Source organism: Achromobacter aloeverae (assembly GCF_004121055.1).
Lineage (GTDB): Bacteria > Pseudomonadota > Gammaproteobacteria > Burkholderiales > Burkholderiaceae_B > Bordetella_C > Bordetella_C aloeverae.
This window is the reverse complement of sequence record NZ_PYAL01000007.1, coordinates 419,371-443,600: the sequence shown is the minus strand read 5'-3', so window position 1 is coordinate 443,600 and position 24,230 is coordinate 419,371. Positions and strand designations below refer to the sequence as shown.

At 65.8% G+C, this 24,230-nt stretch carries 23 protein-coding genes; 17 read left to right on the top strand and 6 right to left on the bottom strand.

Annotated elements, in window-relative coordinates; all coding sequences use genetic code 11:
• Nucleotides 1-93 precede the first annotated feature (93 nt).
• A complete protein-coding gene (gene metE / locus C7R54_RS23435; RefSeq protein ID WP_129153081.1) occupies nt 94-2,388 on the top strand; it encodes a 5-methyltetrahydropteroyltriglutamate--homocysteine S-methyltransferase in 2,295 nt (764 codons plus the stop codon).
• 2 nt (nt 2,389-2,390) lie between these two features.
• Here the strand turns inward: metE and C7R54_RS23430 are convergent, their stop codons facing one another.
• Complete coding sequence (locus C7R54_RS23430) at nt 2,391-3,086, bottom strand: glutathione S-transferase family protein (RefSeq protein ID WP_129153078.1); 696 nt, start codon at nt 3,084-3,086, stop codon at nt 2,391-2,393.
• 125 nt (nt 3,087-3,211) lie between these two features.
• Between C7R54_RS23430 and C7R54_RS23425 the strand changes: the two genes are divergently transcribed.
• The 5 genes from C7R54_RS23425 to C7R54_RS23405 are packed head-to-tail and all read left to right on the top strand — an operon-like array spanning nt 3,212 to nt 7,223.
• Complete coding sequence (locus tag C7R54_RS23425; RefSeq protein WP_129153077.1) at nt 3,212-4,255, top strand: SDR family oxidoreductase; 1,044 nt, start codon at nt 3,212-3,214, stop codon at nt 4,253-4,255.
• A gap of 47 nt (nt 4,256-4,302) precedes the next feature.
• A complete protein-coding gene (locus C7R54_RS23420; RefSeq protein WP_129153075.1) occupies nt 4,303-4,785 on the top strand; it encodes a hypothetical protein in 483 nt (160 codons plus the stop codon).
• Between the two features lie 27 nt (nt 4,786-4,812).
• Nucleotides 4,813-5,748 carry an SDR family oxidoreductase gene (locus C7R54_RS23415; protein ID WP_129153073.1) on the top strand — a complete coding sequence of 312 codons (936 nt, stop codon included), beginning with the start codon at nt 4,813-4,815 and terminating at the stop codon, nt 5,746-5,748.
• Nucleotides 5,749-5,762: 14 nt separating this feature from the next.
• On the top strand, nt 5,763-6,617 hold the full coding sequence (locus tag C7R54_RS23410) for an MBL fold metallo-hydrolase (protein WP_129153071.1): 855 nt from the start codon (nt 5,763-5,765) through the stop codon (nt 6,615-6,617).
• 51 nt (nt 6,618-6,668) lie between these two features.
• Nucleotides 6,669-7,223 carry a DUF4142 domain-containing protein gene (locus C7R54_RS23405; RefSeq protein ID WP_129153069.1) on the top strand — a complete coding sequence of 185 codons (555 nt, stop codon included), beginning with the start codon at nt 6,669-6,671 and terminating at the stop codon, nt 7,221-7,223.
• A gap of 112 nt (nt 7,224-7,335) precedes the next feature.
• On the opposite strand, the gene C7R54_RS23400 is transcribed toward C7R54_RS23405, so the two are convergent.
• The 4 genes from C7R54_RS23400 to C7R54_RS23385 all read right to left on the bottom strand — a co-directional run bounded on the left by C7R54_RS23400 (nt 7,336) and on the right by C7R54_RS23385 (nt 11,486).
• The gene (locus C7R54_RS23400; RefSeq protein ID WP_129153060.1) at nt 7,336-7,581 is read right to left on the bottom strand and encodes a hypothetical protein; all 246 of its coding nucleotides are present in this window, start codon (nt 7,579-7,581) and stop codon (nt 7,336-7,338) included.
• Between the two features lie 151 nt (nt 7,582-7,732).
• Entirely contained in the window at nt 7,733-8,749 is a 1,017-nt protein-coding gene (locus tag C7R54_RS23395) for a Bug family tripartite tricarboxylate transporter substrate binding protein (protein ID WP_158021275.1), read from the bottom strand.
• Between the two features lie 84 nt (nt 8,750-8,833).
• Nucleotides 8,834-10,597: a M28 family peptidase gene (locus tag C7R54_RS23390; protein ID WP_129153057.1), complete on the bottom strand. Its 1,764-nt coding sequence runs from the start codon at nt 10,595-10,597 to the stop codon at nt 8,834-8,836.
• 25 nt (nt 10,598-10,622) lie between these two features.
• Nucleotides 10,623-11,486, bottom strand: a complete 864-nt coding sequence (locus tag C7R54_RS23385) for an alpha/beta hydrolase (RefSeq protein WP_129153055.1) — start codon at nt 11,484-11,486, stop codon at nt 10,623-10,625.
• A gap of 137 nt (nt 11,487-11,623) precedes the next feature.
• Here C7R54_RS23385 and C7R54_RS23380 point away from each other — a divergent pair, with 137 nt between their 5' ends.
• From C7R54_RS23380 to C7R54_RS23360, 5 genes are all read left to right on the top strand, one after another.
• Nucleotides 11,624-12,517, top strand: coding sequence for a LysR substrate-binding domain-containing protein (locus tag C7R54_RS23380; protein ID WP_129153053.1), 894 nt, complete (start codon nt 11,624-11,626; stop codon nt 12,515-12,517).
• 108 nt (nt 12,518-12,625) lie between these two features.
• A complete protein-coding gene (locus C7R54_RS23375; protein ID WP_129153051.1) occupies nt 12,626-13,288 on the top strand; it encodes a dihydrofolate reductase family protein in 663 nt (220 codons plus the stop codon).
• Nucleotides 13,289-13,325: 37 nt separating this feature from the next.
• Complete coding sequence (locus C7R54_RS23370) at nt 13,326-14,336, top strand: Bug family tripartite tricarboxylate transporter substrate binding protein (protein WP_158021274.1); 1,011 nt, start codon at nt 13,326-13,328, stop codon at nt 14,334-14,336.
• A gap of 118 nt (nt 14,337-14,454) precedes the next feature.
• Complete coding sequence (locus C7R54_RS23365) at nt 14,455-15,600, top strand: mandelate racemase/muconate lactonizing enzyme family protein (protein WP_129153047.1); 1,146 nt, start codon at nt 14,455-14,457, stop codon at nt 15,598-15,600.
• A gap of 230 nt (nt 15,601-15,830) precedes the next feature.
• Nucleotides 15,831-17,384 carry a DHA2 family efflux MFS transporter permease subunit gene (locus C7R54_RS23360; RefSeq protein WP_129153045.1) on the top strand — a complete coding sequence of 518 codons (1,554 nt, stop codon included), beginning with the start codon at nt 15,831-15,833 and terminating at the stop codon, nt 17,382-17,384.
• 43 nt (nt 17,385-17,427) lie between these two features.
• Here C7R54_RS23360 and C7R54_RS23355 read toward each other — a convergent pair whose 3' ends face one another.
• On the bottom strand, nt 17,428-18,210 hold the full coding sequence (locus C7R54_RS23355) for a TrmB family transcriptional regulator (RefSeq protein WP_129153043.1): 783 nt from the start codon (nt 18,208-18,210) through the stop codon (nt 17,428-17,430).
• 236 nt (nt 18,211-18,446) lie between these two features.
• On the opposite strand from C7R54_RS23355, the gene C7R54_RS23350 reads away from it, so the two are divergent.
• From C7R54_RS23350 to C7R54_RS23325, 6 genes are all read left to right on the top strand, one after another.
• Nucleotides 18,447-19,670: an ABC transporter substrate-binding protein gene (locus C7R54_RS23350; RefSeq protein WP_129153041.1), complete on the top strand. Its 1,224-nt coding sequence runs from the start codon at nt 18,447-18,449 to the stop codon at nt 19,668-19,670.
• Nucleotides 19,671-19,759: 89 nt separating this feature from the next.
• Entirely contained in the window at nt 19,760-20,626 is an 867-nt protein-coding gene (locus tag C7R54_RS23345; RefSeq protein ID WP_129153039.1) for a branched-chain amino acid ABC transporter permease, read from the top strand.
• Nucleotides 20,623-21,654 (top strand): branched-chain amino acid ABC transporter permease, encoded by a 1,032-nt coding sequence (locus C7R54_RS23340; RefSeq protein ID WP_129153037.1) that lies wholly within the window; start codon nt 20,623-20,625, stop codon nt 21,652-21,654. The genes C7R54_RS23345 and C7R54_RS23340 overlap by 4 nt, the downstream gene beginning before the upstream one ends.
• Nucleotides 21,651-22,379, top strand: coding sequence for an ABC transporter ATP-binding protein (locus C7R54_RS23335; RefSeq protein WP_129153036.1), 729 nt, complete (start codon nt 21,651-21,653; stop codon nt 22,377-22,379). Before C7R54_RS23340 ends, C7R54_RS23335 begins: the two co-directional genes overlap by 4 nt.
• Nucleotides 22,363-23,064, top strand: coding sequence for an ABC transporter ATP-binding protein (locus C7R54_RS23330; protein WP_129153034.1), 702 nt, complete (start codon nt 22,363-22,365; stop codon nt 23,062-23,064). Before C7R54_RS23335 ends, C7R54_RS23330 begins: the two co-directional genes overlap by 17 nt.
• Nucleotides 23,065-23,215: 151 nt before the next feature.
• Complete coding sequence (locus C7R54_RS23325) at nt 23,216-24,229, top strand: carbon-nitrogen hydrolase family protein (RefSeq protein WP_129153032.1); 1,014 nt, start codon at nt 23,216-23,218, stop codon at nt 24,227-24,229.
• Nucleotide 24,230: the final 1 nt, after the last annotated feature.

Here is a 24,230-nt window from a genome sequence, read left to right as displayed (position 1 = left end):
AATTCATTGATCGATGAAATATTACCATTTTCATTCATGAATTAGCGGCCCTACCATGCCAGCTACTTTTACAGAATCGACAGGATGGTCGCCGTGGCACGTTTTCATAATCTTGGTTTCCCCCGCATCGGCGCGAAGCGCGAACTGAAGTTCGCCCTTGAATCCTATTGGAAGGGCCAGTCGAGCCGCGAGGCGCTCAAGGCCGTTGGCGTCGAGCAACGCAAGATAAATTGGGCCCTGCAATCGAAGCTCGACCTGTCGCCGGTGGGCGATTTCGCCTTCTACGACCAGGTCCTGGACATGAGTTTCACCCTGGGCAACCTGCCCACCCGGGTGCAGGGCTTCCACGGCGATGCGCTGGACAATTATTTCCGGGTGGCCCGCGGCCGCTCGGCGCAAGGCGCCGAAGAGCACGCCGCCTGCTGCGGTGGGGTGGCCGCCGGCGAAATGACCAAGTGGTTCGACACCAACTACCACTACATCGTCCCGGAATTCAAGGCCGACACGGCATTCAAGCTCGATGCCTCCCGCCTGGTGGAGCAATTGGCCGAAGCCTCGGCGCAGGGCGTGAAGGCCAAGCCGGTCATCATCGGGCCGGTGACTTACCTGGCGCTGGGCAAGGCGAAGGACGAGTCGGACAAGCTGGCGCTGCTGGATCGCCTGCTGCCGGTCTACGTGGAGCTGCTGGCCAGGCTCGCGGACGCGGGCGTGGAATGGGTTCAGATCGACGAGCCCATCCTGGTTACCGAACTCGAAGCCGGCTGGGACGCCGCCTTCACCAAGGCCTACCGGGCGTTGAACACGGGCAAGGTCAAGCTGCTGCTGGCGACGTATTTCGGCCAGCTGCAAGGCAATCTGCCGCTGGTGGCGAGCCTGCCGGTGCAGGGCGTGCACCTGGACGCCATCAACGCCCGCGCTGAAGTCGACGCGCTGATCGCCGCGCTGCCGGCGCAAAGCGTGATCTCGCTGGGCGTGATCAATGGGCGCAATATCTGGAAGACCGATCTCAATGCCGTGCTGGAATGGCTGGAGCCCCTTGCCAGGCAATTGGGCGATCGCCTGTGGGTGGCGCCGTCGTGCTCCTTGCTGCACGTTCCGGTCGACCTGGACAGCGAACAGAAACTCGATGGCGAGATCAAATCCTGGCTGTCGTACGCGAAGCAAAAGCTGGGCGAGCTGGCCGTGCTGGCGTCGGCGCTGAACCAGGGCCGCGACGCCGTGCAGGCGGAACTGGCCGCCAACGCCGCGGCCATCGCGGCCCGCCGCAATTCGCCGCGCGTCAACAATCCCACGGTGAAGGCCGCCATTGCCAAGCTGGACGCCCGGCTGGGCCGGCGCAAGAGCCCCTATGCCGTGCGTGCCGCCAAGCAATCGGCCTTGCTGAAGCTGCCGGCCTTCCCGACCACCACCATCGGTTCGTTCCCTCAGACGTCCGAAATCCGCCATGCGCGCAGCGAATTCAAGGCGGGCCGCCTGGATGCCGCGGGGTACAAGGCCGCCATGCAGGCGGAAATCGCCCGCTGCGTGAAGGAGCAGGAAGCGCTGGACCTGGACGTGTTCGTGCACGGCGAAGCCGAGCGCAACGACATGGTCGAGTACTTCGGCGAACAGCTGGAAGGCTACGCTTTCAGCCAGTTCGGCTGGGTGCAGTCCTATGGCTCGCGTTGCGTGAAGCCGCCGATCCTCTTTGGCGACATCAGCCGTCCCAAGGCCATGACCGTCGAGTGGATCAAGTACGCGCAATCGCTGACCACGAAGCCCATGAAGGGCATGCTGACCGGTCCGGTCACCATCCTGAACTGGTCCTTCGTGCGTGACGACCAGCCGCGCTCCGTGTCGTGCTACCAACTGGCCCTGGCCATCCGCGAGGAAGTGCTGGACCTGGAAAAGGCCGGCATCAGCGTGATCCAGATCGACGAAGCCGCGCTGCGGGAAGGCTTGCCGCTGCGCAAGGCGCAGTGGCAGGAATACCTGGACTGGGCCGTCGAATCGTTCCGCATCACCGCCAATGGCGTGGCCGACGAGACCCAGGTCCACACCCACATGTGCTATTCGGAGTTCAACGACATCATCAAGTCGATCGCCGACATGGATGCGGACGTGATCACCATCGAAACCAGCCGTTCGGACATGGAGCTGCTCGACGCCTTCAAGAGCTTCGAGTACCCGAACGAAATCGGCCCGGGTGTGTACGACATCCACTCGCCCAATATTCCGAACCAGGAGTACATGGTGAAGCTGATGAAGCTGGCGGCGGAACGGGTTCCGGCCGAACGCCTGTGGGTCAACCCGGATTGCGGCCTGAAGACCCGGCAATGGAGCGAGGTCCTGCCCGCGCTGACCAATATGGTCCAGGCCGCCAAGGCCTTGCGCGCCGCGTCGCGCTGATACTACGCGGCCGCCACCGGCGCCGATCGCGCCATCCCGCCATGGGCGTCCAGCAAGCGTTCTCTCCAGGCGTGGACGGGATCATCCGGCTGGAGCAGGGGGATGGCGCTGACGCACCTGGCCCACATGAACATGCCGAAGACGCAGTAGTCGGCATAGGCCGGCGCCGTGCCGTCGATGTAGTCGCGCGATTGCAGGATATGGCGTAGCGGCGACAGCGCCCGCCCGAGGGCGCGAAGATGCGCGGCGCGGTCCGCCACCACGGACTCCAGTGCCTGCCCGTAGGCCTTCTCCCGCGAGGCCCGGAAATAGTCCTGGTCGGTCGGGTGCAGGCAGGCGTGGATATCGAGCAGGATGATACGGGCGATGGCCGGCACCAGCGTCTTGTCGGCCCAGGCGTTCACGAATTCCGCCAAGGGCATGGGCGGCTGTTCCGTGAAAAGGGCCGGTCGGTCCGGGTAGCGGCTGTCCAGGTGCCGCGCGATGCGCCAGGAATCGTGGATCGTCTCATCGCCGTCGACCAGCACCGGCACTTTCTCCTGACCTGAAAAAGCGATTGCCGCTTTTTCGGTGAAGCGCCATGGACGGTAGTCGGCCTGCAATCCCTTGTGGGCCAGCGCCATGCGGGTCTTCCAGCAATGAGGGCTGAAACGTACGGCGGTATCGTCCGCCGCCAGGTCGTACAGGATCAATGCCATGCGCCATGCTCCAGGTTCAGGGACGCTCATCGGTAAGGGCGCCGCCTGGCAAGGTTAGCATCGCGGGCATGTGGGTTGCGGGATCGCGGTTCTTCTCAATGTCCACGCGGACGAAGGAGAGCGTGATGGCGGAAACTCCCCAGGCCGAAACCACGATGGCCGCGACCACGGTTCACCAGGAAAGCGCATCCCGCAGCGTACCGGTGCCCACCATGCAGACATCGGGCCCCATCGTGGTGATCACGGGGGCGTCGAGCGGCATCGGATGCGCGGCGGCGCTGGCATTTGCCTCGCAGGGGGCGACTGTCGTGCTGGCGGCTCGCGGCGCCGAGGCGCTTGAGCAGGTTGCCGGCGCCTGCCGGCGCGCGGGCGGGTCCGCGCTCGCGGTTCCTACGGACGTTACCGAGCCGGACCAGGTGGTCGCCCTGGCGGAGCGCGCCCTGGAGGCCTGCGGCCGCATCGACGTGTGGATCAACAATGTGGGCATCGGCGCCGTGGGGCGCTTCGAGGAAGTGCCCTTGAGCGCCCACCGGCGCGTGGTCGAAGCCAATCTGCTGGGCCATATCTACGGTTGCCACGCGGCGCTGCCGCATTTCCGCCAGCGCGGCCGCGGCGTGATCATCAATATGGTGTCCATCGGCGCGTGGGCGCCCGCTCCTTACTCCGCCGCGTATGCCGCCAGCAAGTTCGGCTTGCGCGGCTTCTCCGAGTCCCTGCGCGCGGAACTGGCCGACCTGCCCGACGTGGCGGTCTGCGAGGTCTATCCCACTTTCGTGGATACGCCGGGCGTGGGGCATGGCGCCAATTATTCGGGCAAGACCCTGCGTCCGCCGCCGCCCATGCTGGACCCCCGGGAAGTCGCCCAGGCGCTCGTCCGGCTGTCGCGCCGGCCGCAGCCGTCCACCATGCTGGGCAGTGTCGCCTGGCCGGTGCGCCTGGCGCACACGGTGGCGCCCGACCTGTCAGCCGGCGTCACGCGCCGGCTGATGGATGCCGGGTTCAAGCGCGCCGATCCGGCGCCTCGTAGTGAAGGAAATCTATTCGCGCCATCCCAGGGTCATGCCATCGATGGCGGATACCGGCGGACGTCGGGGAACCGCGATGCCACGCGGCTCCTGAAAATGGGCGCGCTCGCCATCGCGGCGGTCGCGCTGTTGCGTTCGCTGTAGGTGCGGGGACAGCCCGTCTCGCGCGCCTGGAACCAATGGAGACAGCCATGTCGAAATATCCAACCTCGCCTCCTCCCGAGAACAGGGAGGCGGCGCGTAAGAATCTGGAGCGCGAGCAAACCAGCGGTGCGGGGGACGAGGTCGACCTCGATCGTGAGGCGCCCACGCCCACTGAACCGGATGCGCGGGGCTACGAGACTCCCCATTCAGGGCGCCGTGCCGCCGGCCATGGCGGCGGCAGCCTCGATGCAAGCGAGGGCGGCGCGGACTATGCCGTGGCGCCGGGCGCTGAATTCAGCGGCGGAGGCCAGGGCCATGCGCCCCAGGCGTCGCAGCAGCGCGAGGCCGAACAGGAGCTGGCGGGCCGGACCGGCCCCTATGTCCGCAGCGGCAGGATGGGCGAAAACCCCGCAGGCAAGCTTGCGGGCCGCCCCTCTGCGAGCGGGGACAGGGACGGCGGCCCGGATACGTCCAATGAATCGGATGACCAGGATGCCGGGCCGCCGCGCACCCCCGCGCCTGCTCGCTGAATGCGCCATTCCCCCCGGAGATTCATCATGAAAGTACAACTAAAGCCTCTGGATCAGCAGGTCGTCGTCGTCACGGGGGCGTCCAGCGGTATCGGCATGGCGACCGCGCTTGCGGCGGCGGGTGCCGGCGCGCGGGTCGTGCTGGCGGCCCGCAGCGAGCGGGCGTTGGATGCCCTGGCATCCCGGATACGCCAGCAGGGCGGCCAGGCCTGCTTCGCCGTGGCGGACGTCGGGCGGCGGGAGGACGTTGAACGCATTGCCCGGACGGCCCTCGACAACTACGGCAGGGTGGACACGTGGATCAACAACGCGGGCGTCTCCATCTTCGGACGGCTGGATGCCGTGGCCGATGAGGACAGCCGGCGCCTGTTCGACACCAATTTCTGGGGTGTCGTCCACGGATCGCTGGTTGCCTTGCCGCTGTTGCGCCAGCAGGGCGGCGCCCTCATCAACGTGGGTAGCGAAGCGTCCGAAGAAGCCATTCCGCTGCAAGGCATGTATGCCGCCAGCAAGCATGCGGTAAAGGGATTTACGGATGCGCTACGCGTCGAGCTGCAAGAGGACGGCGCGCCGGTCTCGATCACCTTGATACAGCCGACCGCGGTGAATACGCCGTTTCCGGAACATGCAGGGAACGCCATGCCGCAGGCGCCCAAGCTTCCCACGCCCATGATCGATCCGCACACCGTGGCCAGCGCGATCCTGGACGCCGCGACCGATCCGGCCAGGGACGTGAAGGTGGGCGCGATGGCGACCGTCAATACCTTGGTCAGCAAACTGATGCCGTCCATGGCCGACATGATGGGCCGGGTGCAGATGGGCCGGCAGCAGCGCGGCGAGCCCAACAGGGACAGGCGGGGCACGTTGTATGAGGCTGGCGAGACGGGCCGCATCTTCGGCCGGGGCGACGATAACGCGGCCGACAGCAAGGAAGCGCGCATGAGCAACACCCGGCCGGCCTGACGGGAGGACGTCGCATGCGCGTACATCACCTGAACTGCACGTGCACCTGCCCGCTAGGCGGCCGCCTGATGGATGGAAGAACGCGCTGCGTGCTATGCCGCGGCGAACTCGCCTGCCATTGCCTGCTCGTGGAAACCGACGCCAACGGGCTGGTGCTGGTGGACACGGGCTTCGGTTTGCGGGACGTGAAGTCGCCCCGCTCCAGGCTGAGCGCCTTTTTCCGTGCGATGGTGAAGCCGGCCCTGAGCGAATACATGACAGCCGCGCACCACGTATCGCGCCTGGGCTTCCAGATCGAGGACGTGCGCCACATTGTCCTTACTCATCTGGATTTCGATCATGCGGGCGGCCTCGACGACTTCCCCGGCGCGACGGTGCACCTGATGGAGAAGGAATGGATAACGGCGAGCGGGCGACGATCCTGGCTGGATGCGCAGCGCTTCAGGCCGGCGCAATGGTCCGCGCCGGAGTCGTGGCGTCGCTATGGCGGCGCGGGCGGCGTCGGCTGGAAGGGCTTTGATGGCGTCTGGCCCATCGATGGGCTGGGCGATGAGGTCGCGCTTGTGCCCCTGCCAGGCCATACGCTCGGGCACGCGGGGGTGGCCGTGCGAGAGCAGGCCGGCTGGAAACTGCTCGCCGGCGACGCCTACTTCTTTCACGGGGAGATGGACTTGAGAGAGCCGTATTGCACGCCGGGGCTCCGGTTCTATCAATGGATGATGGAACAGGACCGGCGATCCCGTCTTGAGAACCAGTCCCGGCTGCGCGATCTGAAGCGCGCCAGCGGAACGGCCGTGCAGGTCTTCTGCAGCCATGACATGGTGGAGCTGCAAGCTCATCAACAGGGTGTCGACCGCAGGCATCGGTAGCGGCATGGCGTTTGCGTCAGTCCGGGCGCCAACCACTCTCAGGAGCTTTCCATGCGTAATTCCGTATCCGGTCTTGCACTGTGCGCCTGCTTTGCCGTGTCCGTCCCCCTCGCCGCGTCGGCCCAGACGCTGTCGGGCTCGCCGAAGACGGCCAATGAATCGCACCTCGCCAGCGCCGACAAGAGCTTCCTGGAGGACGCCGCCCAAGGTGGGTACGCCGAGATCCAGGGCAGCCAGATGGCCTTGCAGAAGTCCAGGAACGAGGACGTCAAGACCTTCGCCAACCAGATGATCAAGGACCATACCGCCGTGGGCGAGGAGCTGGCCGCGCTGGCCAAGTCCAAGGGCTATACGCCGCCCACGGAGCCGTCGCTCATGCAGAAGGGCGAACTGAAGGCCCTGGACGTCACCGATGACAGTTTCGACAGCATGTACGCGCGCCGGATCGGCGTGGCCGCGCATGAAAGCACCATCAAGGTGTTCGAGAAGGAAATCAAGGACGGCAAGGATGCCGAAGTGAAGGCCTTCGCGCAAAAGACGCTGCCGGCCCTGCAGTCCCACCTGGAAATGGCCAAGGCCCTGCAAGCCAAGGTCACGAAGAAGTAAGCGGGGAAGCGCGCTCATCCTGTGGCGGGGCGCCGCCGCGCTTCTTGCGCTCGCCGGCTTGCGGGGCCGACCGGTGCGCGGGGGGGCGGCGCTGCCCGCGCTCACTGCGCGCCTAGCGGCCGCGCAGCCGTACCTGCTGCTGGCTGTTCAATTTCGCCGCTTCGCTTTCCGCGTAGTCGGCTTCGCCCGGTTCGTACGGCCCGTCATACATGCAGCTGCTCTTGCTCACCGCGCACTGCAAGCTGGTCCGGCTGGAGGAAGAGCTGGATCCGCCCCATGAGCAACCGGCGACCAGCCCGACAAGAAACAGCGCCTCGCCGGCGCGTACCAAGGCTTTATTGAACGCTTTATTGAACATCTGCCCTTCCTGCTGAATCCACGCAGCGACGCATCGATGGTGCTGCAAAAGTCCTTTTTTATACCATCGCTGCGTCTGTGGGCCCTGTTCCCGATCTTGTGTCGAATTCTTTCCGGCCTGTCGCGCCGGGCCCTTCCTGGCGCCGCGCGTTTCACTCGACCGCGATATGCGACTCTTCGATCACCCGTGCCCATTTCTTCCGGTCCTGCACCAGGAACTCGTTGAAGTCCTGTGGAGAGGGCGAGGTCACGATTTCGACGCCCTGGCCCTCGAAGATCGTGCGCAGCTTCTGGGACTGGCCGGCTTGGCGTATCGCCGCCGAGAGCTTCTCGACAACGGCTGCGGGTGTTCCGGCGCGCACCATGATGCCATTCCAACCGGACGCCTCGAAGCCCGGATAGCCCGCTTGCGCGACGGTCGGCACGTCCGGCAGCGCGGGGACGCGCTGGCTGGCGGTTTGCGCCAGGACGCGGACCTTGCCGGAGCGGATGTTGCCCAACTCGTTGATCACGGGGTCGAAGAGCACCTGGATGCGATCGGCAATCAGGTCGATGGCCGCCTGGGATGGTCCGTTGTAGGGGATGTTCGCGAGATCGATGCCGGCCCGTACCCGGAACATTTCGGTGGCCAGCTGGGACGAGCTCCCTACCGTCGGCGTACCGTAATTCAAGGTGTGCGGCGCTTTCTTCGCGGCGGCGACGAGATCCTGCAGCGTGCGATAAGGCGAGGTGGCCGGCACCACGATGACATTGGAGACCTTGGACAGGATGGAGACCGGCGTGTAGTCCTTGACGGCGTCGTAGGGCAGGTTCTTGTACAGCAAAGGGTTGACGCTGTGCGTGCCTATCGTGCCCAGCAGCAGGGTGTAGCCATCCGCCGGCGCCCGCTTGACGTTGGAGGTGCCTATCGTGCCGTTGGCGCCCGGCAGGTTTTCGACGATGATGGGTTGGCCAAGTATCGGCGCCAGCTCCTGGGCATACGCCCGGGCGACCGCGTCGGTGGCGCTGCCCGCCGCGATGGGAACGACCAGGCGTATCGGGCGGTCGGGATAGCCGGCGGCATGGGCGGCGGGGAAGGGGACGAGAGCCATGGCCAATGCAGCGACCAGGCCGGTGTAGCGCGCGGCCGCCGCCACGAAGGCACGGCGGGAAGATTCGTAGAACATCATGCTTGCCCTTGTCGGTATTTTGTCGTTGCCCCGCGCCAGGACGGCGTGGGGATATCGGTACTGCATTTCCTGCGGCGCCGACATTCAGGTTTCGATGACGCGCCGTGCCTCGTCCAGCGCATGTACCAGCCGGTTGACTTCGCGGCGCAGGGCGACACGCAACATGCGGCGTTCGTCGGTGGAAAGCGCCTGCCAGTCCAGGAGGGGCTTGAAGCCCGGCAGCAGCCGGCTGCCGGTCGCCCTGTCCTGCTGGAAAGGCGATCCGAGAAGATAGACGGCGGGGTTGACGCCATGAATCGCCCGCAATAGCCGCCGGTTCCACGCGGCCGTGGCGGCTGTGTCCGCCGGGTCCAGCCGCGCGCCGGCGGCGTGGAAGCGTTGCGCCGCGCCGCGGAAGCGCTGGACCGCCGCGGCGATTTCATCCAGCAGGCGCAATTCCGGCGCCGCCTCGGCGTACTCGCGCAGCGCGTCGTCGACGTCTCCCGCGATGCCGAGCAGATCCAGCGGCAGCACGGCGGCGTCGACCAGGCCGTGAACCAGTTGCGCGTGCAGCCGCGCGTCCTCCAGCAGCACGTCGGGATCGCAGTTCTCCACCGTATCCTCTTCGGCATGCCACCAGCGGGCCAGGCCGCTGTTGGGCAGGCGGTCCGGATCGTCCTTTTGCAGGAAGCTGCTCACTTGCAGCCCGCTCAGGCCCACGCCCCAGAAACTCTGGTCGGATGCACGATGCGGGCGCGTGTGATGGACATAGCGTTCGGGACGGCGCAGGCAGGCTTGCATGCTGGCGGCCTGGTCGGGATCGATCTCGCCCAGCACGTCGCGCATGACGGCGGCGGTATAGGCCGCGGCTTCCCCCGTCTGGTTGCGCAAGGCCTTGTTGTAGGCGCGGCGCGAGCCATTGATGTCGACGTTGAAGTAGGCGATGGCGCGGTCGTTCAATTCGTGCCAGAACTCGTCGGCATACCATGCCGACCCCGCATAGCGGCCGTGCGTGTGCCCGGGCCACCAGGCCAGGCGTATGCCATGGCGGGGCGGTGTGGCGCGGCCCTGGAACAGGCGCGCCAGTTCCAGCAGGATGGCGACGGCGCCGATATTGTCGGTGGCGCCGTCGAACCACGTGCAGTAATGCGCGCCCATGAGCAGGAACTCGGGCTCGGTTCCGGGTATCTCCGCCACGGGCAGCAGCACTTCGCGCCACCGGGTGTCGACGCGCGCCACCAGACGGCCACGCGCGCCGCCGCGCTGCGCCAGCTGGCGCAGCCATTCGCCGTCCGGGCGGTTGATCGACGCGCCGGCGATAGCGGGCATGGCGTCGACTTCGGCCTTGGAGGCTGGCGCGCCCCAGATCGGCGAGCACGTCATCTTGTGTCGCTGCGGTCCGGACGACATGCCGACCAGGGCGGCGGCGCCGGCCTTGCGCGCGGCTTCGCACAGGCCATATGTCGGCAGCTTGTCGATGAGTGCGATCTTGCCGCGCGCGTCCAGGTCCGCATACTGTTCCGGGCCCCCCGCGCCGGCCCACACGATGTCCGCCTCGATACCGGCGGCGCCGGTGTCGCGCGTGAACGCGACGCCGACCGCCGGGATGTCCCGTGCCTCCGGGACCAGCAGCGTCAGGGTCGTGGCCGTCGGATAGCTGATGTAGCTGTCGAAGCGATGGACCTTGTAGGACACCCCCATCGCCCGCAATTGCGCGGTCAGGTAGTCGCAGGCCTGCTGTTCTTCGGGGGTGCCGGAGACTTTTTCGCCGAGGGCGCACAGGTCGGCGACCGTGCGGGCCAGCCGGTCCCTGGATGGCGCATAGGACGCCGCGCGAGCGGTAAGCGTGGAATTTTGCGTAGGAGTCATGGCTGCTGATGGCGGGAGAAGACGATTACCGGATCTCGCCGCCGATGACGGCGGCGAGGAAGGCCTGGACTTTTTCGACCGAGCGCAGGCCTTGGTGGGACATGTTGTCCACCAGGTCCAGGGTGACGCGCACGCCCGCCTGCTCCAGCGAGCGCTTGAGCGCCTGGATGCGCTCCGGCCGCGTGGCGCCGGCGTCGTTCGCACCCTCCATGTAGTAGCGCGAACCGGGCTTGTGGGTGATTTCCCAGGTTTCCAGGTCCACCTTCCCGACGATCATATGCACGGGGACGCGCCGCAAGGCAGCCAGGTCGAGCGCCTTGCCGAAACGGGCCTGCAGGTCGCGCGTGCCCACCCACCAATCGCGCGAGGGATCGATCAGCGTCACGGAGCCCGGGGCGCCGACCGAAAGTGCCCAGAGGCGTTCGGGGTGCAGGTAGCTGAAGCGGTGGACGAAGTGGCCGCCGCCGGAGAAACCGGTCAGCGCGAAGGTGGAAAAATCCAGGTCGTACTTGCGCGCGACTTCATCGACCATGGCCAGCAAGACCTGGTCGTATCGGATGTCGCCTTCCTGGATGTACTTGAAGCCGCTGCGGTTGCCGTCGCCCAGCACGCCGATCGGGAAGAGCGGACAAAGTATGACGCAGTTGTTCCAACGGCCGAACTCCGCATAGGCGTTGCGGTAGTCGACGAACTGGCGGCCGGTGCCGTGCACGGCGACGACCAGTCGAGGAGGGGACGCGGTCTTGCCCAGGGATTCGGGAACGTAGAGCGTGTAGACGAAGCGGTTGTCGGCGGCGAGGCTGAACACCGACGTCGCGCCGAGATCGTAGAGTTGCTGGCCGCGTTGTTCGCTATCCGGCTGGGAAGAGGCTTGTGCTGCGGAGGACATGAATGGACCGGTTCCACGTACGTGAGTGAGGGTCCGGCCATTCTTCCAGACGGCATTGGAAAATAATATCTATATTATATTTATCAAATATAAAGAAACGCTTTTGAATCGGGGGCGCGCTTGGCGCGGCGGTTCGCATGTCCACTTTTCGCCTGTTCAAGACCTTTCTCGCCGTCGCGCAATACGGAACGTTCGCGGCCGCGGCCGAACGCGTGGCGTTGACGCCGGCTGCGGTGGGATTGCAGATGCGGGCGTTGGAAGACGAGTTGCGACGCACGCTGTTCGATCGCTCGCACCGCAATGTCCGGCTGAGCGCCGATGGCGCGGCGCTGGTTCCGTACGCGCGCCAGTTGCTGCGGGATTACGAGTCGATGCTGGGCAGGCAATCGCAGGCGGACACCATCAGCGGTTCGGTCACCATAGGCGGGATAGTCTCGGCCATGGGCGGACTGGCCAATAGCCTGGTCGACCTGAAGATCCGGTATCCGGCACTGGAGATACGGCTGCTGGTGGGCCATGCGGGTGAGTTGCCGGACATGGTCCTCGCGGGCAAGGTCGATGCGGCCATCATGGTGAAGGACCCGGCGCCGGTGCCGCCGGGCGTGCATTGGAGCTGGCTGTATGACGAGCCGCTGATGCTGATCGCCAGCCGGCGCGCCGCGGGGCCGGGCGCCGATCCGCTCGAACTGCTGCGCACGCGTCCCTTTCTGCAGTTCGACCGCAGGACGCAGACCGGCGCCAAGGTGGAGCAGTTCCTCAGGCGCAGCAACATCGCGGCCAACGTCATCCTCGAAGTCAATTCGCTCGCCGCGATTTCCGAACTGGTCAGGCAGGATGTCGGCGTAGCGATCTCCCCCATGCTGCGGCACGTCGATTGGCAGACCGACTTGGGCTTGCGCATCCTGCCCTTGCCGGGGCGGCCGCAGGTGCGTCGGATCGGCATCATGGAGCGGGTCGAACGCGCCGACGTGACGGCGGTGGTTCGCAAGCACCTGATCGAACGGATGCGGGGCGGCGCGGCGCGGGCGTAAGATAGGCTGCCGCCTGGCGCCGAAGTAGGTGGGCAACTGCGTGGGTAGGCAACTCCGTGGGCAGGCAACTGCAGTGCGGACAGCAACGAAGAACGACGGAGACAAGCGATGGCACGAGTTCGCGTTGAGGGTTTCACCATCTCGCTGGACGGCTATGGGGCCGGTCCGGATCAAGACATCGACAACCCGCTGGGCGTAGGGGGAACGGACCTGCACCAGTGGCTGTTGCCGACACGCACCTTCCAGTCCGCCTTGTTCGGCAAGAGCGGCGGCACCACCGGGATCGACGACGACTTCGCCGCCCGTGGCTTCCGCAACGTGGGGGCGTGGATACTCGGGAGAAATATGTTCGGTCCCGTCCGCGGGCCATGGCCCGATGCGAACTGGAAGGGCTGGTGGGGAGACAGTCCCCCGTACCACGTGCCGGTCTTCGTCCTGACCCATCATGCCCGCGCGCCGCTCGAAATGGCGGGTGGCACGACATTCCACTTCGTCACCGGCGGTATACGCGAAGCGCTTGCCCGGGCTCGCGAGGCGGCCGGCGACAGGGACGTGCGTATCGGCGGCGGGCCGCAAACCATCAGGCAGTATCTGCGCGAGGGCCTCATCGATGAGCTGCACCTTGCCATCTCGCCCGTCCTGCTTGGCCGGGGGGAAGCGCTGTTCGAAGGGCTGGACTTGCGCGCGCTGGGGTATGCGTGCGTCGAACGCGTGGCGTCGGAGCAGGCCACCCATGTCGTCCTGCGGCGCCAGGCGAGCCCGACGGCCTGAAAGGGCTCTCGACAATTCAAATACGCTGGAGACATCCATGTATTCTTCCCTGCAACGCATTCGACGCAAGCTCCTGCACGGCGCGGCCGTGCTGGCCATGGCCGCGTCCGTGGGCGCGCCCCTGGCCGCGGCCGCCGCGCAACCTTATCCCTCTCAGGTCATCCGCCTGATCGTGCCGTTCTCGCCCGGCGGCGCGGTGGACGTGTACGCGCGTATCGTCGCGCCAGCGCTGAGCAAGGAACTGGGCCAGGGCGTCGTCGTCGATAACCGCCCCGGCGCCAGCGGCATCATCGGTACCGAACTGGTGGCGCGCGCGCCCGCCGACGGCTACACGCTGGTGCTGGGAAATATCGCGACGCTGGGGATCAATCCCGTCATCTACAAGAACAATCCTTTCGATCCGCTCAAGCAACTGACGCCGATCAGCAAGACGGTGAACGTGAACTACGTGCTGGTGGTCAATCCCGGCAAGGTGCCCGTGCACACGGCGGCCGAACTGATTACCTACGCCAGGGCGCATCCGGGGACCTTGAGCTACGCCTCTTCCGGGACCGGCAGCATGCAGCAGATGGCGGCCGCGCTGTTCGAGGCGCGCACCCAGACCAAGATGCTGCACGTGCCCTACAAGGGCACCGGCGCCGCCATCGGCGACCTGGTGGCTGGCCATGTGGACATGATCTTCGGTGACCAGGGCACGATGATGGCGCAGGTCAAGGCGGGCAAGCTGACCGTGCTGGGCGTCGGCGGCCTGAAACGCGCGGCCGACTATCCCGATATTCCCACCATCGCGGAGGCCACCAACCTGCCCGGTTTCGAGGTCATTGCCTGGCAAGGGCTGGCCGGGCCGGCCGGGTTACCGGCCGACATCGTCGAGAGGCTGAACCGCGCCATTAATAAGGTGCAGGCCGACAAGGACATCCATGCCAAGCTGGTGGAGGCCGGCCTGACGCCGGACGCCGGGTCGGCCGAAGACTTTCGCAGCTATATCGGCGCCGAGTTGCAGAAGTGGGGCAAGGTGGCCAACGATCTCGGCATCAAGGCGGATTAAGCGCGCGGCGGGGACAGGCCGGGCGGCCGGAGAACAGCGACCGGCTACAGCGACCGACAACAGCGACCGACAACAGCGACCGACAACAGCGACCGACGACAGCGGCCGACAACAGCATATGACGATAGAACGTATTGAATGCCACGTATTTCGCGCACCCATCGCGAAGCCCGTACAGGCGGCCGTCGGCCATTTCGGCAACCGGCCCGCCGTCTTCCTGCGGGTATGGGCCAGCGACGGGGCCTGGGGCTGGGGGGAAGTCTTCTGCAATTTCCCGCCAGTTGGAGCCGAACACCGTGGCCGCCTGGCGCGCGACGTCGTCGCGCCGATGGCGGTCGGCGCCCCCAGCGACGACCCGGCGTCGACGTGGCGCCTGTTGACCGCGCGCGTGCGCCGGATGGCGATACAGTGCGGCGAACCCGGACCGATGGCGCAAGTCGTCGCGGCCATCGACCAGGCGCTCTGGGACATGCGGGCACGGCGGGCCGGACTACCCTTGTGGCGCGTCCTGGCGGCGGCGGCCGGCCCCACCGGCATGACGGCGGACGGCCGCATCCGGCTGTATGCCAGCGGCATCGGACCGGACGACGTCGCGCAGACCGCGCTGGCGAAGCAGGCCGAAGGCTATACCGCGTTCAAGTTCAAGGTCGGCTTCGACCCGGCCCGCGACCTGGCGAATTTCCGCGATATCCGCGATGCCCTGGGCCCCGAAGCGCGCATCATGGTCGACGCCAATCAGGCATGGGAGCCCGGCGTCGCGGCTGAACGCTTGAGGGCGTTGGAGTCCTTTCGCCCCTACTGGGTCGAAGAGCCGGTGGCCGCCGACGAATCGCTGGCGGACTGGCAGGCCCTCGGGCGCGGGACGCCGCTGGCGCTGGCCGCTGGCGAGAACATCCGCGGACAGGCGGATTTCGAGGCCGCCATCGACAACGGGCACTTGCGCTTCGTCCAGCCGGACGTGGGCAAGTGGGGAGGCATCAGCGGCTGCATGGCCGTGGCCCGCTATGCGCAACTCGCCGGCCTGACCTTCTGCCCGCACTGGCTGGGCGGCGGCATCGGCCTGGCCGCGTCCATGCACCTGCGGGCTGCCATGGGGCCTGCCGGCATGGTGGAGGTCGACGCCAATCCTAATCCCCTGCGGGAAAGCCTGTGGACCCTGCCGGCCGTGGCTGACGAGGAGGGCTGGATAAGGCTGCCCGACGCGGCGGGCATCGGCGTCGACGTCGAGCTGCCCGCGCTGGAGGCTTACCGCGTGGCCTTCTGAGCCGGAACGGTCGTTGACATTGGTTGCCTAGTCAGCTATTGTGTGGACGGTTTCGGGCCGGAAAATACTCCGCTTCCCGCCGCTGAAGGGCGCTGCCCGGACGCAAGGTCCCAGACTTGGTCATCGCACAAGGTGACCGATTTTTTAGCTATTTTATTGACTAGGCAAATAATGATTGGGCAATAAATCCTGTCGCTCGATCCTATCCCAGCGGTGATGGCCCCATCCTCATGAATCAACCCACCTTGCCGCCCGCGCCCCTGCACGGCGCGAAACTGGCGCTCGCCACGCTCGCCGTCGCACTTGCCACCTTCATGAACGTGCTCGACTCGTCGATCGCTAACGTGGCCATTCCAACAATTTCCGGGAACCTGGGCGTCTCCGTGGACGAAGGCACATGGGTGATTACCCTGTTTGCCGCGGCCAATGCGATTTCGATTCCCCTTACCGGTTGGCTCACGCAACGGATAGGCACGGTCAAGCTTTTCGTCGGGGCGATCCTGCTGTTCGTGCTGTCGTCCTGGGCATGCGGCATGGCGCCCAATATGCTCACGCTGCTGGCCGCGCGGATCTTGCAAGGCGCGGTGGCAGGACCGCTGATTCCCCTCTCGCAAGCGTTGTTGCTGGGCTCCTACCCGCGCGAAAAGTCGTCGACCGCGTTGGCGTTATGGGCGATGACGGCGACCGTCGGGCCTATCGCGGGCCCCGCGCTCGGCGGGTGGATCACCGACAGCTATAGCTGGTCCTGGATCTTCTACATCAATATTCCCGTCGGCCTCTTTGCCGCCGCGGTCACCTGGGTGATCTACCGCGACCGGGAAACGCCGACACGCAAGATCCCCATCGACAAGCTGGGCCTGGTCCTGCTCATCGTGTGGGTCGGGGCGCTGCAGATCATGCTGGACAAGGGCAAGGACCTCGATTGGTTCAATTCCTCGGTCATCTGGACGCTGGCCGCGATCTCGCTCGTGAGTTTCGTCTTCTTCCTGATCTGGGAACTCACGGAAAAACAGCCCGTCGTCGACCTTAGGTTGTTCGCGGGCAGAAACTTCTTCGGCGGCACCGTCGCCATATCGCTCGCGTATGCCTTGTTCTTCGCGAATCTCGTCATCCTGCCGCAATGGATGCAGGAGTATCTCGGCTACCGGTCCGTCGATGCCGGCCTCGTGACCGCCCCGCTGGGCATTTTCGCGGTGCTGCTGGCGCCGGTGCTGGGCAAGGTCATGCCCAGGACCGACCCGCGCGGCCTGGCGACGCTGGCATTCCTCGGTTTCGCGGCCGTGTTCTTCCTGCGTTCCCGCTATACGACCGGCGTGGATACCTGGACGCTGGTGCTGCCCACGCTACTGCAAGGCATACCGATGGCGCTGTTCTTTACCCCCCTGACCGCCATCATCCTGTCGGGCCAGCCGCCGGAAAAGATTCCCGCCGCTGCGGGCCTGTCGAATTTCACCCGCGTTTTCGCCGGCGCCGCGGCGACTTCCATCGTGAACACGTCGTGGAACAATCGAACCATCCTGCATCATGCGCAGCTCGCGGAGCAGACCGGCTTGAACAACCCGAATTTCGGCGATGCGCTGGCGCGCCTGCAAGCGGCCTTGCATACCGATGTCCGGGGCGCGTACGCCGCGCTGGAGCAAAGCCTGGGCGCGCAGGCCGCGATGCTGGGACTCAACGACATATTCTGGATTTCCGCCGTATTGTTCGTCGTCATCGCGCCCTTGATCTGGATTACCCGCCCGGTGAAGGGCGCTGCCGCCGGGGCGCAAGGCATCGGCCACTGACCGCCTGGCGCGGTGCTCGTGGATCGTGAAGACAATCCGGCGGCTATCGCGGGCCCGCCATGCGCTCGGGGGGCGAGGACGCAAGCCACAGCGATTGGAAGAATGCCCGGTTCAAGCGCGCCAGTTCGCGGCTTTCGATGACCATTGCGTAGTTCTCTTCCTTGGATGACACATAGGTGACGGTGTCGTCGTTGATGTACATCGTCATGCCGAGGTCGAGGTCCTCGGGCGCATAGCGCAATTCCCGCATTTCCTCGTGAGCGGATGGCCAGATCGCTTCGGTTTCACGCGAGCGCGAACGCACGACACGCAGCTCGATCCCCCGTCGAACGCGTTCCGCGATGAATCCGGCCATCCACTGCTGCCCCGGCGTTTCCAGCAGTTCATGCATGGACAGCACCCCCAGCAGAACTTTGGAGTGGCAATCGAGCGTTTCCCACAAGGCGCGGTTGATTCCCTCGCGGCCCTCGTACAAGCGCGTGCGCGGCTTGGATGTCCGGCTGTCGTTGTAGATGGACCGCAGTTCGGGCACCAGCTCGTCCAGCACCAGACGGGACCGCTCCCAGTCCCTGATCAGTACGCTCGGGTCTTCCGGCACCACCTTGCGCACGCCCGCCGCCTCGCCCACCTGGGCAAGCAACCCGCGCCTTTCCAGCCGTTCCACCAGGTCGTAGCCGTTGGTGCGCGAGACGCCGGCGCGCGCTGCCACCTCGGTGACCGAGGCGGCGCCCAACTGCAGGGCGGCCAGGTAGAAGTTCTGTTCCTTGTCGTTCAAGCCGAACAGGGCCAGTTTTTCCCGCATCGGGTCCGTCATTTTCTCCGTCATTGTCGTCTGCTCCTGTTCATCGGATTTCTGCGCCCCTGATGCCCGAAAAATGTTTTGTCGATAAAGTTCGACAACAATATATGGAATTATTGCCCCTTTAAACAGCCTATTTAATAGGGGAATACGCTAGGTTGTTGGCATTTTTGTCAAATTCAATTGACACTCGGAAAACAGAAATCCTAGACTTTGCCGTCGCATTGACGCATCGCAAAAAAATTCCAGTCCAAGGAGAAATCATGTTCTACCTCCGCTTGCCTTCCATCCCACGCCTGCCCCGCATCGCCACTTTGCTCACGCCATTCCTGTTGCTGTCATCCGCCGTGTTCGCACCCGTGGCCGGCGCGGCGGAGAAGGTCAACATCGGCCTGGTCTTTCCGTTCAGCGGACCCAACGCGCAATTCGGCATCAATTCCCGCCAAGGCATTGAACTGGCGCTGGATGACATGAAGGCGGCCGGCCTGCTGAAAGGCCTGGAGGTGAACCTGGTATCGGCCGACGTGCCCGCGCCGAATGCGGCGGGCGCTGCCGTGCAGCGCCTGATCACCCAAAACCAGGTGGTGGGCGTGATCGGCTCTTTCGTCAGTTCGGTAACGCTGGCGGCTTCCGAAGTGACCGAGCGCGCGGGCGTTCCCATGATCACGCACTCCTTCGCCGACCAGATCACGGGGCGCGGCTACCGCTATATCTTCCAGGTGGCACCCAGGGCCAGCACCTTCGGCGAAAAACAGTTTCAGTACGCCGCCGACATCGCCGCCAAGGCCGGCGAGAAATTGTCCAGGATCGCCATCTTTTACGAGGATACGGCGTATGGTACCGCCCAGGCCGAAGGCATACGCAAGGCTGCCAAGGCCGCGGGCGTGGACGTCGTTATCGATGACGGCTATCCCCTGGGTATTACCGACGTGGCGCCGCTTATCAACAAGCTGCGCCGCTCCGACGCCCAGGTTGTTTTTCCCGTGTCCTACTTCAACGATGGCCTGCTGATCATCCGCACCATGCGCCAGCAGCGCATCACCTTGCCCGTAGTGGGCGGGGCCGCGGGCTACATCATTCCCGAGTTCAAGCAGGGCCTGGGCGAGTTCGCCGAAGACGTGTACTCCATCGCGCCTGCCAATTACGACAAGGTGCCGGACATCGCCAAGCGCTACGAGGCACGCTATCACGCTTTCATGCCGCACGAGGCCATCATGTACGGCGCCGCGCTTCAGCACATGATCGCCGCTATCCAGCAGGCAGGGTCCACGGACCCCGACAAGATCCGGGACGCCATCGCCAAGCTGAAGAAATGCGACGGCTTTTCCGCCGGCATACCGGGCGGCTGCACGTCCTTCGGCTCGACTGGCCTGACCGCCTCGGCTTATCCCATCTTCGTGCAATGGCGCGGCCCGGGACTGGTCACGGTCTTCCCGGCCGATGCGGCAACCGCGGCGCCGCGCTGGAACGGCAAGGAAATCAAGTAAATGAACGCGAACACGACCGCGGCAGGCGATCGCCGCGATGGCGCACGGATGGCAAGTGCAACTGCGCCACGTCCGGTGGGAGGATCATCATGATCGGTGTACTGCAGACGCTGGTCGACGGCGTCCTGATCGGCGGCGTCTACGGCGTGATCGCCGTGGGCCTGTCGCTGGTCTTCGGCGTGCTGAAGATCGTCAACTTCGCGCAGGCCGAGTTCCTCATGCTGGGCATGTACGTCGCCTGGCTTGCCTGGCACTGGCTGGGGCTTGACCCGATCGTCGGCGCCGTGCTGTCGCTGGCCGTCGGGTTCATCGTGGGTGCGCTATGCCAGCGCCTGCTGGTGCAGCACGTGCTCAAGGCCACGCCGGTGGCGCAGATCTTTCTCACGGTAGGACTGATGTCCGTGCTGGAGAATGGCGCGCTAATGCTGTTCGGGTCGTCTTTCCGCTCTGTGCAAACGCCTTACCAGACCATCGCGCTGGAGATCGGGCCGCTCTTCGTATCGGTGCCCTACCTTGTCGCCTTTCTCGCCGCGCTCATCGTCTCGGGCCTGCTGTGGCTGGCGTTGAACCGCAGCTGGGTGGGACGCGCCATCCGCGCCACTTCGCAGAACGCGGATGCGGCGCGCCTGTTCGGCATCGACACGCGCACCGTCTATGCCATCGCGTTCGGGCTGGGCACCGGGCTGAGCGCCTTCGGCGGAGGCATCATCCTCTCCTACACGGCAGTCAGCCCGACCGCCGGCGCGCAGTTCGTGGTGCTCATGTTCACCGTCGTGGTGCTGGGCGGCCTGGGAAGCGTGCTCGGCGCCTTGGTGGGCGGCCTGATCGTCGGCGTCATTCAATCACTTTCCACTCTATTCATGCCCATCCAGTTGCAGAACCTGGCCTTGTTCGTGGTGTTCATCACGTTCCTGGCGTTCCGCCCTCAAGGCCTGCTGGGCAAGGCGGCAAGATGAAAAAAGACCTGATTCTTATCGTCCTGGTGGCGGTCGCCGCCGTGGCGCTGGCCCAGTTGCTGGAACCGCGCGGCTATGCCGTGCGCGTGGCCTGCCTGGTCCTGCTGGCGGCCTGCCTGGGCCAGTGCTGGAACATTATGGGCGGCCTGGCCAACCAGATCTCCCTGGGCCATGCGGCGTTCTTCGGCATCGGCGCCTATACGTCCTCGGTGCTGCAGATCCGCTACGGATTGTCGCCCTGGCTGGGCATGCCGGTGGGCATGTTGCTGGCGGTGGTCGCGGCGCTGCTGCTGGCACTGCCGACCATGCGCCTGCGCGGTCCTTATTTTGCGCTGGCGACGCTGGCTTTCGGCGAGGCTTGCCGTATCCTCGCCACTGCGCTGACCGGCATCACGGGCGGTCCGCAGGGCATTTCCGTGCCTTTCGTGGGGAACTCCTGGGCCATGATGCAATTTCGCGGCGCGGGCAATTACCTGTATCTGTACACCGGGCTGTTCGTGCTGGTCTACGCTGTGTTCTCGTGGTTGTCCCGCGGCCGTAACGGCTATCTGCTGCGCGCCGTGCGGGAGAACGAGGATGCCGCCGAGGTGGCCGGCGTGAACACGCTCAAGGTAAAGCTCACCGGCGCCGTCATATCGGCGGCCCTGACCGCCGCCACTGGGACCCTGTTCGCCCAGTTCGTCTTCTTTCTCGATCCGGACAGCGTGTTCAACGCTTCGGCGATCTCCATCCGGGCCGCCCTCATCGCCATCGTTGGCGGAGTCGGGACGCTGGCGGGGCCGCTGGTGGGGGCGTTGATCATCGTGCCGCTGGAAGAACTGCTGACGGCGTGGCTGTCGAACTCGGCGGCGGGCATCGCTCCCTTTCTTTTCGGCGTGGCGCTGATCGCCATTGTGCTGCTGCGGCCGCGCGGCGTGGTCTCGGTGTTCGCGAAGCGTACCGGGCTGCCGGTCCGCGCGCGGGCGCTTGCGCCCGACGGGACGTTGCATGCGGGACTGGGCGCCAGCCAGGCGGGAGGCAAGCCATGAGCGTGTTGTCGGTGCAGGGACTGACCCTGAAGTTCGGCGGCCTGGTGGCGGTCAACGATGTTTCCTTCGACGTCGGCGCTGGCGAGATCATCGGGCTCATCGGCCCGAACGGGGCGGGCAAGACCTCGCTCTTCAATCTGCTGGTTGGCCTTTATCGACCGACGCAAGGCCACATCCAGCTGGACGGTCGCCGCGTCGATGGCCGCCGCCCGCATGTGCTGGCGCGCCAGGGCATGACCAAGACTTTCCAGAATACGGCGCTATTTCCCGAAATGACCTTGCTGGAAAACGTCACCACCGCCGCGCTATTGCGGCATCCGCTGCGCGAGGCGCGCGCGGTGGCGGCGGACTGCCTGGCGCGGGTGGGCATGGACGCCGCCGCGGACGCCGATGTCGACGACCTGACCTTCCCGCAGAAAGCCCTGGGCGAAGTGGCGCGCGCGCTGGCCACCGGCCCGCGCGTCCTGCTGCTGGATGAGGTCATGGCCGCGCTGACGCCGCCGGAAATGGACAGCGTCATGGGCACCCTGCGCGACCTGCGCGAACGGGACCGCTTGACCCTGATCGTGGTCGAACACCACATGCGCGCCATCATGCGTCTATCCGAGCGCCTGCTGGTGCTGAACTTCGGCCGCCTGATCGCGGACGGATCGCCAGGCGAGGTCGCGGCCAATCCGGACGTCATCGCCGCCTATCTGGGAGGGGACCATGCTCAGCATACGTGACCTGGCCGGCGGCTACGGCGGCCGGCCCATTATCCAGGGCATGAACATCGACGTGGCGGCCGGCGAGACGGTGGCCATCCTCGGCGCGAACACGGCCGGCAAGACTACGCTGATCAAGGCGATCTGCGGCCTGCTGCCGCGCGTGCAGGGCGACATCGTCTTCAAGGGCGAGGCGCTGGGGCGCTTGCCCGCGCATCGCCGGGTGGCCCGCGGCATCGCATGCGTTCCCGAAGGGCGCCATGTCTTTCCCGACATGACTGTGCACGACAACCTGATGATGGGCGGTTTCCACCGGCGGCGGGAGGACCTCGCGGTGTCGTTGGAGGAATGCTATGCCTTGTTTCCGCGCCTGCGCGAGCGCCGCGCCCAGCTTGCCGGCACGCTTTCCGGAGGCGAGCAGCAAATGGTGGCGCTGGGACGCGCCTTGATGGCCCGTCCCAGCCTGCTGCTGCTGGACGAGCCCAGCCACGGCCTGGCGCCCATGATGGTCGACGAGGTGCACCGCGCCATATCGCGTGTCAATGCGCTGGGCATCGCCGTGTTGCTGATCGAACAGAACGTGGCGAGCGCGCTGAAGGTGGTGACACGCGCGTATGTGCTGGAAAGCGGCCGTATCGCGATGCGCGGGACAGCGAGCGAATTGCAATCGAATGACGAGATACGCCGCACGTATCTCGGAATATGACCTGGCGGCATCGGCGCGCTGAAATCCGTCGCACCGGGACGCCTAAACCGTTTTGGCATGGATGTCGGCGCCGGAGCAAGGGCCCCGGCGTTTCATCATGAACCCCAAGGCCGGCCGCGACGCGGCTGGCGCCAGCAAGGAGAATTGGAGCATGGCAAAGTTCAAGGCCGCCGTAGTGCAGGCTTCCAGCGGACCGGATACGGCCGCCACCATAGACAAGGCCGTCGGGCTGATAGCGGAATGCGGCGCCCGTGGCGCGCGCGTCGCGGTATTTCCCGAAGCCTTCGTCGGCGGCTATCCCAAGGGCGCGTCCTTCGATATCGCCATCGGCGTGCGCACGCCCGAGGGTCGCGACGAGTTTCGCGAGTACTACGACCGATCCATCAACGTGCCCGGCCCGGAGACGGAGCGCCTGGGCCTGGCCACGCGCAAGGCCGGCCTGTTCGCCGCCATCGGCGTGATCGAGCGCGCCGGCGGCACCCTATACTGCACCATCGTCTTCCTGGGACCGGACGGCCAATACCTGGGCAAGCACCGCAAGCTCATGCCCACCGCGGCGGAGCGCCTGTGCTGGGGCTTCGGCGACGGCTCCACGCTGTCCACGGTTCCCACGCCCTGGGGCCGGCTGGGCGCGGTCATCTGTTGGGAGAATTACATGCCGCTGCTGCGCACGGCGATGTACGGACAGGATATCTCGATCTACTGCGCTCCCACGGCTGACGACCGCGACAGCTGGGCCAGCACCATGCAGCATGTCGCGCTGGAAGGCCGCTGCTTCGTGCTGTCGGCCTGCCAGTACATGCTGCGCTCGGAATTCCAGGCCAATACACACAACCGGATCACGGACGATCCAGACGCGGTGTTGATGCGCGGAGGCAGCATGATCATCGATCCGCTGGGCCGCATCGTGGCTGGTCCGGACTTCAGCGGCGAGACGATACTGGTGGCCGAACTCGATACGGATGACCGCACCCGCGGGAAGTTCGACTTCGACGTGGTCGGCCATTATGCGCGGGCCGATATCTTCCGTCTTGCTGTCGAGGACCGGCCCATGGCGGCGGTTGCCGCGGTGGACGGGACCCGGGGGGCGCTCGGCGACGTCGGTGTCTCCGTACCCGCGCCACGCCCCGCCCATGCCGGGCCGGCCGATCATCGCCAGGAGTGAG